At 61.3% G+C, this 13,342-nt stretch carries 6 protein-coding genes; all 6 read left to right on the top strand.

The features are described 5' to 3' along the window. Nucleotides 1-5 precede the first annotated feature (5 nt). The 6 genes from bchI (at nt 6) to tilS (ending at nt 13,316) form a co-directional block, all read left to right on the top strand. Nucleotides 6-1,103 (top strand): magnesium chelatase ATPase subunit I, encoded by a 1,098-nt coding sequence (bchI, locus tag AC0CW1_RS12845; RefSeq protein ID WP_488183424.1) that lies wholly within the window; start codon nt 6-8, stop codon nt 1,101-1,103. Next, complete coding sequence (bchD, locus tag AC0CW1_RS12850) at nt 1,100-3,118, top strand: magnesium chelatase ATPase subunit D (RefSeq protein ID WP_488183425.1); 2,019 nt, start codon at nt 1,100-1,102, stop codon at nt 3,116-3,118. The genes bchI and bchD overlap by 4 nt, the downstream gene beginning before the upstream one ends. Nucleotides 3,119-3,131: 13 nt before the next feature. Continuing rightward, nucleotides 3,132-7,010, top strand: coding sequence for a magnesium chelatase subunit H (bchH, locus tag AC0CW1_RS12855; protein ID WP_488183426.1), 3,879 nt, complete (start codon nt 3,132-3,134; stop codon nt 7,008-7,010). Nucleotides 7,011-7,086: 76 nt separating this feature from the next. Beyond that, nucleotides 7,087-8,643 (top strand): phytoene desaturase family protein, encoded by a 1,557-nt coding sequence (locus AC0CW1_RS12860; RefSeq protein ID WP_488183427.1) that lies wholly within the window; start codon nt 7,087-7,089, stop codon nt 8,641-8,643. Between the two features lie 486 nt (nt 8,644-9,129). Beyond that, nucleotides 9,130-11,736 (top strand): SpoIIE family protein phosphatase, encoded by a 2,607-nt coding sequence (locus tag AC0CW1_RS12865; protein ID WP_488183428.1) that lies wholly within the window; start codon nt 9,130-9,132, stop codon nt 11,734-11,736. Between the two features lie 161 nt (nt 11,737-11,897). Next, nucleotides 11,898-13,316: a tRNA lysidine(34) synthetase TilS gene (tilS, locus tag AC0CW1_RS12870; RefSeq protein ID WP_488183429.1), complete on the top strand. Its 1,419-nt coding sequence runs from the start codon at nt 11,898-11,900 to the stop codon at nt 13,314-13,316. Nucleotides 13,317-13,342: the final 26 nt, after the last annotated feature.

Below are 13,342 nucleotides of genomic sequence, written 5' to 3' on the forward strand. Positions count from 1 at the left end.
AACCGATGACACAAGCGCAACCATCGAACCATAGCGAACGACGGCAGCCGGCGCAGATCAAAGTGCCGACCTATCCCTTTACGGCGATCATCGGCCAGGAAGAGATGAAACTGGCCCTCATTCTCAACGTGATCGACCCGCGCATCGGCGGCGTCATGATCATGGGCGACCGGGGGACGGGCAAGTCGACGACGGTCCGCGCCCTGGCTGAACTGCTGCCGGAAGTGCCTTCGGTGGCCGATTGTCCCTTCGGGTGCCACCCGGAAAAAACGAGCGAGATGTGCCCCAGTTGCCGCGAACGGACGGCAGAAGGGGAATCGCTGCCCATGACGCACCGCAAGACCCGCGTCGTTGACCTTCCGCTGGGTGCCACGGAAGACCGTGTCTGCGGCACCATCGATATCCAAAAGGCCTTGGCCGAAGGGGTCAAAGCCTTTGAACCGGGCCTCTTAGCCCAGGCCAACCGAGGCTTCCTCTATGTGGACGAGGTCAACCTTCTCGACGACCACCTCGTTGACGTCCTCCTCGACAGCGCCGCTTCCGGCGTCAACGTGGTCGAACGGGAAGGGATCAGCATCCGCCACCCGGCCCGCTTCGTCCTCGTCGGCTCTGGCAACCCGGAAGAAGGGGAACTGCGTCCCCAGTTGCTCGACCGTTTCGGCCTTCACGCCCAGATCCGCACCTTGCGCGACGCCCAGAAGCGCGTCGCCATCATCCGCAGCCGCAGCGATTTCGATAACGACCCAGAGACCTTCATCGAAAAATTCGATGCCCACCAGGCGGAATTGCAAGCCAAGATCAGCCGGGCCAAGGAGATCCTTGGCGATGTGACCGTCGGCGACGAAGTGCTCTTGAAGATCGCCCAACTCTGCATCGACCTGGAGATCGACGGGCACCGGGGCGAACTGGTCTTGGCCCGGACAGCCAAAGCCCTCGCCGCTTTTGAAGGCCGGACCGAGGTCTGTGACGACGATGTGGCCCGCATAGCCGTCCTCGGCCTGCGTCACCGCCTGCGCAAGGATCCGCTGGCGACGATGGACAACGGCCGTCGCGTCCAGGAAAAAGTGGCCCAGATTTTCGGAGTTGAGAAGGCGGGAGCATGAAGACAAACAGCCTGCCCTTGGCGGCCATCACCGGACAGGAAGGCATCAAACGGGCGTTGCTCCTCGTTGCCGTCGATCCAGGCTTAAAAGGGGTGGCCATCGCCGGGCCGCGCGGGACGGGTAAAACCATCCTGGCCCGCGGGCTCCGGCAACTGCTGCCGAACATTGAACAGATCCAGGGTTGTCCCTGCCACTGTCGCCCGGACAAACCGGCCAGTTGGTGCAACCGCTGCCGCGAACAGTATGGCGACAGTGTAAGCAGCAATGGAGACGATCGGTATGGCAATGGCGACGACTTACCCGTTGTTTGCCGAGAAGCCCCCTTCATAGAGGTCCCCCTCGGCGCCACGGAAGACCGGCTGCTCGGCGCCATCGATGTGGAGCAATCCCTCGTCGGCGGCGCGCGGGCCTGGCAACCGGGCCTCATCGGCGAAGCCAACCGCGGCGTGCTCTATGTGGACCAGTTGAACCTGCTTGACGACGGACTCGTCAACTCCCTTTTTGACGCCATGTCGGGGACCTGCCGTCTCGAACGGGAGGGCATCTCCGTCCAATACCCCTCCGACTTTGTCCTCGTCGGGACCTATGACCCGGATGAGGGCGCCTTGCGGGGCCACCTGGCTGACCGCATCGCCATTCATGTGAGCAGCGGCGTCATCAACGACCTGGAACAGCGCATCGAGATCATGCGCCGCCAGGAACTGTTCGTCGATGAGCCGGATGCCTTTGAAAAACTGTACGCCGACGAGCAGGACGATCTGCTGCGCAAGATCGACGGCGCGCGCAAACGCATGCCTGCCGTCACCATATCGGAGAGCCAAATCCTCTACCTGATCGGCCAGTCCCTGAAACGGGGCGTTCCCGGTCACCGGGGCGATCTCTTCGCCGTCCGTCTCGCCAAAGCCCATGCGGCTCTGGAGGGCCGTTCGGCCGTAGAGCCCATCGACCTCGCCCTCGCTGTAGAGTTTGTGATCAAACCGCGGCAGACCGTCGACCTTCCTGAAGAGGAAGAGCAACAACCGCCACCACCCCCTCCGCCTCCGCCACCACCGCCGCCAGAGCCGGACAAAGACGACAAGGACGACCCGCCGCCGGACGCGCCGAAAGACGAGCAGACGATGACCCTGCCCGAGGAGTTTTTCTTCGACGCTGAGGAAGTCCCCGTCGAAGACGAACTGCTCTCCTTGCAGAACAAGGCCCAGCGGCAGGCTCGCGGCGGCGCCCACGGCAAACAGAAGAGCATGGAACGGGGACGCTACGCCCGCGCCCTATTGCCGCCGCCAGGCAAGCCCTCGCGGATCGCCGTCGACGCCACGCTGAGGGCGGCGGCGCCCTACCAGCAGGAACGGCGACGCTCCGGCAAATTCGGCAACCGCGAGGTCATCGTCACCGATTCGGACCTGCGTGCCAAACAATTCGTCCGCAAGTCGGGCGCCCTGATCATCTTCGTCGTTGACGCCAGCGGCAGCATGGCCTTCAACCGGATGAGCAGCGCCAAAGGCGCCGTCTCGGTGCTGTTGAACGAAGCCTATGTCAACCGCGACAAGGTGGGCATGATCATCTTCCGCGGCCAGAAGGCTGAGGTCATCGTGCCGCCCACCCGCAGCGTCGAACTGGCGAAAAAGCGCTTTGACCAGGTCCCTGTCGGCGGCGGATCTCCCCTGGCCGACGCCATCGCCCAAGCCCTCGAACTGGGCGTCAAGAGCATCGGCAGCGATGTCGGTCAGGTGATCATCACCCTGATCACCGACGGTCGCGGCAACATCCCCCTCAACCCTGAGGAGGGCGCCAAAAACCGGGAGCAACTGAACGAAGAGATCTTAGCGCTCAGCCGCAAGATTCCGGAGCAAGGTTTTTCCATGCTCGTCATCGATACGGCCAACAAGTTTACCTCCACCGGATTTGCCGAAAAGATCGCTGGAGCAGCCTTCGGCCAGTACTATTACCTGCCGAAGATGTCGGCGACGACACTTGCCGAGACGGTCAAGAGCGGCGTGCACGCGCTGCGGAAATAAGGGGGGATAGCCAATGTCGAAAAAGGTCATGCGGTTTGTCCATGTCTATCTGGAGCGGCAGATCTGCAGCGCCTTCAGCCGGGCCATCGAGGCGAGCAATCGCACCCAACCCATCGAGATCAGCGTCACCTCCTTCTGCGTGCACGAGTTGAAAGAGAAGACCAAGATCGAAGAGTTCCGCCAGGCCGTGCTGAACGCCGACCTGCTCTTCGTCGGCCACGTCTTTGTCGACGACATCGCCCGCACCATCGCCGACGTGATCCGCAAGGAAGGCCAGCAAGTCCCGACGGTCGTGTGTGTCAACACCATGCCGGAACTGATGAAACTGACCCGCATGGGCGGCTTCAAGATGGGCAGTGAACAGTCCAACGAATACATGAACATCATCAAGCGCTTCAAGAAGACCACCGACACGGAAGAGGCGCAGACGAAAAAATCCGGTCCGCCCATCAATACCGACGTAATGATGACCCTCGTCCGCACCGTGCCCAAACTGTTGAAGTACATACCGGGCAAGATGCAGGACCTGCGCTCCTACATGCTCTGTTACCTCTACTGGCTCAACGGTTCGCCCAAGAACCTGGGCAACATGGTGCTCATGCTGGCCAAGCAGTACTTTGCGCCGGAAGCAGACATTTCTTTTGACGCGCCCGTCGAGTACGCCGAAGAGGGGATCTACCATCCCGATTCGGACCGCTGGTTCACCAGCCGCGCCGAGTATGAGGAGTGGTACCGCCGCCACGCGCCGTCGGAGCTGCGCGTCGGCCTGATCGTCCTGCGCACGAGCCTCCTCGCTGACAACCATGACCACTATGACGCCGTCATCCGCGCCCTCGAAGCGAAGGGGCTCGGCGTCGTTCCCGGCATCGCCAAGGGCCTCGACTACCGCCATGTGGTGGAGCACATGTTCATGGGTGGCAAGGGCGACCTGCGCAAGGTCGACGGGGTGATCTCGCTCACCTCCTTCAGCCTCGTCGGCGGACCTGCCTCCAACGACGCCGAAAGCGCCGTCAAGGTACTCTCGGAGCTCAGCGTGCCCTACCTGTCAGCGATCCCCCTCGAGTTCCAGACCATCGACGAGTGGAAGTCTGACCTGTCGGGTCTCAACCCGGTCCAGGTCGCCTTGAACGTGGCCATCCCCGAACTGGACGGCCTCGTGGCCCCCACCGTCTACAGCGGCTACGCCGTCCACGGCGCCTCCAAGGCCATCCCCATTCCGGAACGGATCGAGCTGCTCACCGAGCGGATGCGGCGCATGATCCGTCTCCGCACCACGGCGAAGGCCGATAAAAAGCTGGGCATCGTCATCTTCAGCTTCCCGCCAGATAAGGGGAACGTGGGGACGGCGGCCTATCTCGATGTCTTCAAATCCCTCTACAACCTGCTCCGGCGCCTTGACGAAGAGGGGTACACGGTCGAGCTTCCCGAGAGCCCGGAAGCGCTGATCAAGATGATCGTCGACGATGAGACGTCCATGCTTCCCTCGGCCAACCTGCATGTGGGCGGCCGCGTCACCGTCGAAGAATACGAGAAGATCAACCCCTACTGGAAACAGATCGCTGAGACCTGGGGACCGGCGCCGGGCGAACTGAACACCGACGGCCAGGACCTGCTCGTCTTCGGACGCCGCCTCGGCAACGTCTTCATCGGCGTCCAACCCTCCTTCGGCTATGAGAGCGACCCCATCAAGCTGCTCTTCACCCGCAACGCCTGTCCCCACCACGGCTTTGCCACCTTCTACCGCTGGCTCGACAAGGTCTACCAGGCTGACGCGCTACTCCACTTCGGCACCCACGGCGCCCTGGAGTTCATGCCCGGCCACCAGGTGGGCATGACCGAGTCCTGCTGGCCTGACCGCTTGTTGGGGCCGGTGCCTAACTTCTACCTCTACAGCGTCAACAACCCCTCTGAGGCGACCATCGCCAAGCGGCGGAGCGCCGCCACCCTCGTCTCCTACTTGACGCCGCCGGCCGAGAACGCCGGCCTCTACAAGGACCTGCGGGACTTGAAAGACCTGATCAGCATGTGGGGGGAAAACCGCCACAACGCCCGCGGTGAATCGATTTTAGAGACGATCATCGAAAAAGTCCTGGCCCTGCACCTCGACAAGGACGTGCCGCTGACGAAGGAACCGGGCCAGGAGTTCATCGGCAAGCTTTATGTCTACCTGACTGACCTGGAAAACCGCCTCATCCCGACGGGCCTGCACATCCTTGGCGAGGCGCCCCATGCCCAGACGCTCGGCGACTACCTCTCGGCCATCAGCTACTTCGACCGTCCGGAAAAGGGCATCCGTTCCCTGGCCGGTCTCGCCTCGGAGGCCATGGGCATCCCCTTCAGCGACCTGGAACGGCGCGCCGAACTGGGCGAACAGGCGGCCATTGAAAAACTGGAAGTGGTGCGCCAGGCGGTGCAGCACGGCGTCCAAAAGATGATCGCCGAGTTTCTCCAGAAAGACGAACGTGGTCGTTTCCGCTTCCTGCGCGGCAAATCGGAGACGATCGCAGCCAAGGCCATCCAGGAATTCCTCCTCGACCGGTTGCAGACCGGATTAGAGGTGGACATCACAGCGGCTGCCCGCACCTTCGTCTACCTGCAAGATGTGCTCAAGGACATCGTCCTGGCTGAAGAGGTCAACGGCCTGCTGAAGGCACTCGACGGCGAATACATCAAGCCAGGACCAGGCGGCGACCCTGTGCGCAACCCGAAGACACTGCCGACGGGCCACAACATCCATGCCCTTGATCCCCAGGCGATCCCCACCTCCGTCGCTGTCCGCGCCGGCCAGCGGGTCGCCGAGATGATGCTGCAAAAACTCTATGACGCCAATGGCGTCTACCCCGAGTCGATCGCCGTCGTCCTCTGGGGAACTGACAACATCAAGACCTATGGTGAAGGCATCGCCCAAGCCATGGCCCTGATGGGCGTCAAACCGGTGCCGGACGATCTGGGCCGCATGACCCGCCTGCGCCTCATTCCCCTTGAGGAACTGGGCCGACCCCGCATCGACGTGGTCGTCACCGTCTCGGGCATCTTCAGGGACCTCTTCCAGAACCAGATGGAACTCCTCGACGAGGCCGTCAAGATGGCTGCCACCGCTGACGAGCCCCTTGAGATGAACTATATCCGCAAGCACGCCTTGGCCCAAGCCGAGGAAATGAACATCCCCATCGAACAGGCCGCGACGCGCGTCTTCTCCAACGCACCGGGAAGCTACGGCGGCAACGTCAACCAGATGGTCGAAAACAGCGCCTGGGAGGAAGCCGGCGAACTGGCCGACACCTTCATCAAGCGCAAGGGCTTCGCCTACGGAAAACAGGTCCGCGGCGAGGTGGCCGACGAGATTTACCGCTCCGCTCTCTCCAACGTGGACACGAGCTTCCAGAACGTGGACTCCTCCGAGGTGGGCATCGTCGACATCGACCACTACTACGAGTACCTGGGCGGCGTCTCGGCGGCCGTCAAGAGCATCCGCGGAGAGAAACCGAACGTGCTCGTCGCCGATACGACGACGCCGAAAGTGCAGATCCGCTACCTAGAAGAGATGGTTCGTTTCGAGACGCGGACGAAGACCCTCAACCCCAAGTGGTATGAAGGCATGCTCAAGCACGGCTACGAAGGCGTCCGCGAGATTCAGTCCCGCGTCGACAACACCTTCGGCTGGAGCGCTACGACTGACGCCGTCGACAACTGGGTCTATGACGAGATCACCGACGTCTACATCACGGATGAGACGATGCGCAACCGCCTGAAGGAACTGAACGCCCACGCCCTGCGCGGAATCGTCCGCCGGCTTTTGGAGGCCAACCGCCGCGGCTTCTGGGAAGCCGACGATGAGAAGCTGGATAAATTGATGGAGATCTACCAAGACATCGAGGATGAGATCGAATGAGTCAGCGTTCCGGCTTAAAGCTCTCCTTCGTAATCGCGACAAAAAATGTTTGTTACAGGATAGGGGAGAATTTGGCGTGACACAAAAGACAAGGAACCACGGTAAAGTCGTCGTAGTCGGCGCCGGCGCCGGCGGCCTGAGCGCTGCTGTCCGCCTGGCCGCCCAAGGCTGGGATGTGACGGTGTTGGAAAAAGAACCGGCGCTCGGTGGACGTTTGAGCGCCGTTGAGGCGGATGGATACACCATCGACATCGGGCCGACCATCCTGATGATGAACGATGTCTTTGAACAGTTCTTCCAGGATCATGGGCGTGATATTCGCGATTACCTGGAACTTGTCCGCGTCGATCCTTGCTACCACCTGCATTTTACCGACGGGACCCGCCTGACCCCCTCCATCGATATGAAAGAACTTCTCGACGAGATCCGTTCCTTGAACCCTGATGATGTCGATGGCTACCTGCGCTTTCTCGCCCAGATCCACCGGCGCTACATGTATGCCCGCGAACACTTCATCGAAAAAGCATTCGTCAAGCCCTCTGACTTCTTCAACCCAGAAACCCTGTCGGCCATGCTGCAGTTGAAGACCCTCAACAGCATGTATGACGACATCGCCCGGTTCATCAAGGACGAGCGGCTGCGCATCGCCCTGACTTTCCAGGCCATCTACCTGGGCGTCTCGCCCTTTGACGCCCCCTCGATCTACACGCTCATCGCCTATGTGGAGCATGGCCTGAGCGGTGTCTGGTATCCGAAGGGCGGCATGAACGCCATCGCCAAGGCGATGGGCCGTCTCCTCGGCGAATTCGGCGGCGTCATCCGCTGCAATGCCGAGGTGACCCAGATCCGTATCGAAAACGGCCGGGCTCGCGGCGTCCGCCTCGCCAACGGCGAGGAAATCGCCGCCGATGTGGTCATCTCCAACGCCGATTTCCCCTACACGATGGAGAAACTCGTCGAGCCGGCCTACCAAGGCAAGTACACGCCGAAAAAGCTCTCCCGCATGGAAAACACGGTCGGCACCTTCATGCTCTATCTGGGTGTCAACAAGCGCTACGAAGACCTGCACATCCACAACATCTACTTTACGCCCGACTATAAAAAGAGCATGGACGAGTTGTTCTCCGCCCGCATCCTGCCGGAGGATCCGGCCATGTACGTCTATTCGCCGACAAAATACGATGCAACGGTGGCGCCGCCGGGGAAAGAGGTCATCTATGTCCTCGTCCCAGTGCCCAACCTGGACAGCGGCATCGACTGGAAAAAAGAGACCGGACGCTACCGCGAACTGGTCATCAAGAAGCTCGAACGGTGGGGACTAACCGACCTGCGCCAGCATATCGAGTTTGAGCGCCTCTACACGCCGGAGACCTTCCAGAAGCGCTTCAACGTCTACCGGGGGGCTTCCTTCGGCCTGGCGCCGACCCTCTTCCAGTCCGGCTTCTTCCGCCCGAGCATCAAGTCAGAGAAGGTGAGCAACCTCTACTTCTCCGGCGCCAGCGTTCACCCTGGCGGCGGCGTCCCCGTCGTCCTCGTCTGCGGGAAGCTGGTCTCCGATCAGGTGATGAAGGACAGCGGCTTGTTCGTGAAAAACAGTCGCAATGTGGCTGCTGGAGTTGCGGCAACCATCTAAGGAACAGCTTATCGGGACTGCTGATGGGCGCCGCTTATCCCCTTTCGCAATCGAGTATCGGCGCATAGCACATACGGTATAAAATAATCAGAGCGGCTGCGATACAATTATCGCGGCCTTTTTTCTTCCCATGCAATTCAAGTGACAACTCCTGTCGAAGGCGCAATGACCATCCATTTCGCACCATCGCTGACTTCTCTGTAAGATAAAGACGAAACTTTTACGCGATACCCCTGTCCCCCCCGACAAAATTCGCTTGCGCTGGCAGGTATAATGGAAAAAGATACCAAATGGCGAAGGCGAAACGGGGGATCAAGATTGTGGGATGAGCCGAAAGTTTATCCTTTTCGTCGCGAACGGGTCCCATCACGTGATCGAGACGAAGGTAAAAAGAACGGATGGTTCTCCTGGTTCGGCAAGCTGATGGCGCCTCGGACGCCCGGCCCGTCAGCGAGGCCAAGCGGGACGAGTCAAGCGTCCTGGGGTATGGCGTCCGTCGCTGCGAAGGCATCTGACGCACAGAACGAAAAAGGGAGGGCTGCGGACAGCCCAAGGAATTTCACCGGCGCAAAGATGATCGCCAACCTTTCTTCATCCGTCAAGGACGTCACCGGCAAGGTGACCCAATCGGCCGGCCGGGCATTGCACAGCGCTGGCTCGCTGTCGACAGCCCTCGAAAAAGGATGGCGTCAAGGGTTGACTTTCTGCAAAGACAGCCGCGTTTGGCTCTGGTGGATCGGCGTTTTTCTAATGGCGAGAGGGACCTTGCTGGGTGGCCTGGCGGCAGCGGCGCCAGCGGCGCTGGCGGTGACGGCCGCGCGCCGGCCAGGGATGTTGCTGTGGAGTCTCACGGCGGCAATCGCCGGATGGTACACGGGACGGTTCTCTCCAGAGACGGCCTTCGTCCCCCAGGATCCTCTCGGCCTGCATCCAGCAGCGCAGTTGACGGCGTGGCTGGCCGTCGCAGCCCTTACGTCCCTTGTCGCCCGGAGGCGTCTTCCTTCGGCTGCCGTCCTGGCTGTAATGACGGCGGCAACGATTTGGATCGTTGAAGGCGCGGTGGCAGTCTGGCTGACGCCTTCCCTCTACAGCGGCATCCTGGTCGCTTTTGAAGGTCTTTTTGCCGCCATTGCCGTCGTCATCATAGCGACGGCCGAGAACACCCTGGAAGCCCCGGAAGGGCGGACCTGGAACCGGGACGAGCAGGCTTGCCTTGTCGTCCTTGGCCTGTTGCTTCTGCTGGGCGTACCGCAGGAACCGCTCTTAGGACTCTCCCTGTCAGGGACGTTCGCCAAGTTTTGCGTTCTCCTCGGCGCCTACGCCCTTGGCCCCGGCGCCGGCGCGGCCTGTGGCGTCGCCGTCGGACTTCTTCCGCCTCTGGCTGTCTTCGGCGCTCCTTCGTCGCTGGCCCACCTTGCCTTATCAGGCCTTTTGGCCGGTTTGTTCCGTCCCTGGGCGAAACCGGGCGTCATCGGCGGCTTTTTATCAGGCCATCTCTTGCTTTCCATATATATGGCCCATTCCCAGGATGTGCAGTCACTGCTCCTGGAAGCAGCTGTGGCCGGCTTGCTGCTCATCCTCTGGCCCACCGGCTGGGTGCAACGCCTTCGGCAACGCTTGTCGGCCCGCAAAAAAGAGTTTCTCTTGCCTGAACCGGCCGTTCCGGTCAGCGCGAAGATCAATGAAATGGGTCGCATGATCAATCAGATGGCCGTCACTTTCGATGAGATCGCCGAGCCGCCGCCTGCAAGGGGAGACAAGCCCTGGGAGCCGATCCTGCTGACCATCGCGGAGCGGGTCTGCAAGCTCTGCCCCAGCTACGGGCTCTGTTGGGAACGGGACGCCGAGCGGACGCGGCAGTACCTGAACGAGATCCTGCAGCAGGTGGAGGAAAAAGGACAGGTGACGGCTAAATCATTGACGCCCCAACTGGCCCGCCGTTGCGCCCGTTTGGCCGAACTGTCAGCGACCATCGGCTGCCTCCTGGAGACGGTAGAGGTGGACCGCTACTGGCGGCGCAGGCTCAGCGAAGGGCGGCATCTGGTCAGCGCCCATTTCCGGGGCTTGGCGGGGTGGATGAACTCGCTGGCCCATGACCTGGAACAGATATCGCCGTTGGAAAAAAGAGGAGACCGCTTGGCCAGGGCGCTGGAGGAGCGCGGCTTTCGCCTCAAAGCGCTCAAGGAGCACGGCGAGAGCGGTAACTGGCGGATCTATGTGGAGGGCAACGGCTGCTCGGGCACATGGCCCTGCGCGGAGCAGGCCGCCAACGCCGCCACCGAGGTGCTCGGACAGACCTTTATCGTCGGCAAGTCGGACTGCCGCAGCGGCAAACCCGGTCGCTGCGCCTTCAGCCTGATCCCTGTCCGGCCCTATGGGATGCAGGTCGGCGTCGCTCAGATGGCCCGCCACGGCAGCGCTGTCAGCGGCGACACGGTCGGTCGCTGGGAAGCGCCGGCGTCAAGGATGGTCGTCGCCCTCAGCGACGGATCCGGTGTGGGTGCGCGAGCGGCCCGAGAAAGCAGCGCCACCTTATCCCTTCTTGAACACCTCTGCCGCATGGGCGTCCATCCTGGAGAGGCCTTGCGAGCGGTGAACTCGCTCGTTGCCTTGGCGACGGAAGAGGAGTCTTTTGCAACCGTCGACCTTGCTGTCGTCGATCGGGCATCGGCCGAGGCAGAGGTCTTCAAGCTTGGCGCCGCCGCCAGCTACTTGAAGCGCGGACGGCGGGTGCAGGTGCTCCGGCAATCGTCGCTGCCCTTGGGGATACTCAAGAACGTGGAAGTGGAATCACTCAGTTTGGCCATGTTGCCGGGCGACCGGTTGATCCTCGTCAGTGACGGCATCGTCGAAGCTGCCCGGTCTACACACAATAATGGGAAAGCCCGTCGAGGCAGTAAGATCAACGGCGACAGCCAGATCGGTGATAGCGAAGATTGGCTGGCGACCTGGCTGGAGCAGGACGCTACTGTCGATCCACAGGCGTTGGCCGACCTGATTCTCATCGAAGCGATCCGCCTGGGCGGGGGAAAGGCCAGAGACGACTGCACTGTCGTCGTCGCCGCCCTGTCCGGAAGAGAGGATCAGGGCTGAGGGGTTTGTCTGCCCGATTTTTCGGAGAAGCTAAGGACTAGGCGAATTTCGCCGGAGCGGGCAGGGAAACGTGAATCCATGTAGAAAGTAACCACATAAGATACACATGCGATAACCGGTGAACAAAGCCGGTAAAAACCTTCGCCTGCAAGGTGACCTGATTGCTTGATCGATTTCTCGAAACCCTCCGCCGGAACCATCTGATCGAACCAGCCCAACGCGTTCTCATCGCCCTTTCCGGCGGCATCGACTCAGTCAGTCTCTTATTGCTGTTCCATCGAACGGCGCCGCAACTCGGACTGGAACTGTCGGTGGCTCATTACAACCACGGCTTGCGCGGTGACGATGCCGACAGGGACGAGGCTTTCGCGGCTGACCTGGCTCGCCGCTTCGGCTTGCCCTTTTACTCAGAACGGGCACCGCAAGGGTGGTGGGACCGGGAGCCGGGGACGAAGATGGAGGCGGCGCGGCGTCTGCGCTATGATTATTTGCGGCGTGTCGCCAAAACCGCTGGCGCTGATCGGATTGCCCTGGGACATCATGCTGATGATCAGGTGGAGACCGTCTTGTTCCATCTCCTCCGAGGCAGCGGTCTTAGAGGCATGGCGGGCATTCCAATCCGGCGCGGTCCTTACATCCGACCGCTCCTTTCCTTTCGCCGCTGCGAGTTGGAAGATTTCCTAGTGTCCGAGCGGCAAAACTGGCGCCATGACGCCAGCAATGACTCCACCCTCTATACGCGCAACCGGATCCGCCATGAACTGATCCCGTTGTTGCAAGCATACAATCCCCGTCTGGCCGAGACGATCGGACGAATGAGCCGCCTCTGCGCTGATGACGCTGACTACCTGGACGAAATGAGCCGCCAGGAACTCAACAGGCTGACAAATGGGCAGGGTCTTGACGTCAAGGGTTTGGAAGCGCTGCCGAAGGCCATCGGCCGTCGCGTCCTGCGCGGCTTCATCGAGGCAAGCGCAGAGGAACAGCCGGCGGGCGTGTCCGAACTCTCCGCCGGCTTTGAAAAGACGGAGGCGATCCTGCGACATTTGGCCGAGCGGCGAGGGAAAAGCGGGGCTATCGACCAGGTGGCCGGGCACACCCTTGTTAACGAAGCCGGATGGCTTCGCCTGTACAAGGACCTCCCCTGGCAGGCAGACTTCAGTTTTTGCCATCAGGTGCCTTGGCCGGCTGAGACGGGACGATGGCTGTCGGTGCCAGTGCCGGAGGCTGGCGGCAGGCTGCGCATCGCCAAATGGGAGCGGATTGACGACATGGATCCCCCTACCCCGGAAGAGAGGGAAGTCTGTCTCGAACCGTCCGTGTCGGCCCTCGGTCCTTTGGTCATTCGCAGTCGGAGACCGGGCGATTGGTTTTACCCCGCTGGAGGGGCGGGGCGAAAAAAAGTGAAAGACTATCTCATCGACCAGAAGGCTCCCCGGAGTATCCGACAAAAGATCCCCTTATTGACAGCAGGAGAGGAGGTACTCTGGATCATCGGATATCGACCTGACAAACGGTTCTTGGCGACAGGAGAGAAGGCTCCTGTCATCGCCCTTCGCTGGCAAGGCAAAAGTATTTGATAAGGCGGTTCCTCCTGTGCTACAAT

The sequence above is a fragment of the Heliomicrobium sulfidophilum genome (assembly GCF_057715735.1).

Bases quoted from the DNA above. Each gene is read 5' to 3' on its own strand.
- AC0CW1_RS12865 (WP_488183428.1), top strand. From the start codon at position 9,130: ATGGCGTCCGTCGCTGCGAAGGCATCTGACGCACAGAACGAAAAAGGG.
- bchH (WP_488183426.1), top strand. From the start codon at position 3,132: ATGTCGAAAAAGGTCATGCGGTTTGTCCATGTCTATCTGGAGCGGCAG.
- bchD (WP_488183425.1), top strand. From the start codon at position 1,100: ATGAAGACAAACAGCCTGCCCTTGGCGGCCATCACCGGACAGGAAGGC.
- bchI (WP_488183424.1), top strand. From the start codon at position 6: ATGACACAAGCGCAACCATCGAACCATAGCGAACGACGGCAGCCGGCG.